Source organism: Cytobacillus oceanisediminis 2691 (assembly GCF_007678455.1).
GTDB classification, from domain to species: Bacteria; Bacillota; Bacilli; order Bacillales; family Cytobacillaceae; genus Mesobacillus; species Mesobacillus oceanisediminis_A.
In genome coordinates this window covers 1-288 of the sequence record NZ_VEEP01000166.1, presented here as the reverse complement: position 1 = coordinate 288, position 288 = coordinate 1, and the positions used below count along the sequence as shown (strand labels likewise).

Sequence of the window (288 nt, the reverse complement as noted above, 5' to 3'; positions counted from 1 at the left end):
CCTCAAAATCATCAACCCACTTAAAATCCACGGCCCCTGCAATCTACACCTCCCCCTTCACCCACACACCTTCAATTACTATCTAATCCACCTCAACCCACCTCTCACCCCCTCCTCCCCACTCCCTTCCAACCCCACACCATACCCCATTCCCAAGCTCCCTCCAAACATCCCCATACCCTTCACACTCCATCAAATCCTCAATCCCCTCACACCCAAAACATATGCCTCCTTTCAACCCGCACTCCATTATCTCCTCACCAAAATCCCCCCCTCCCCATTCCATAA

The 288-nt window shown here is 52.1% G+C and carries 1 protein-coding gene; it reads left to right on the top strand.

The genetic code is table 11. The features are described from left to right. Positions 1–7: 7 nt before the first annotated feature. Positions 8–288 (top strand): ATP-binding protein (locus FS736_RS25575; RefSeq protein WP_395883933.1); only part of this gene is annotated, 281 nt, incomplete at its 3' end.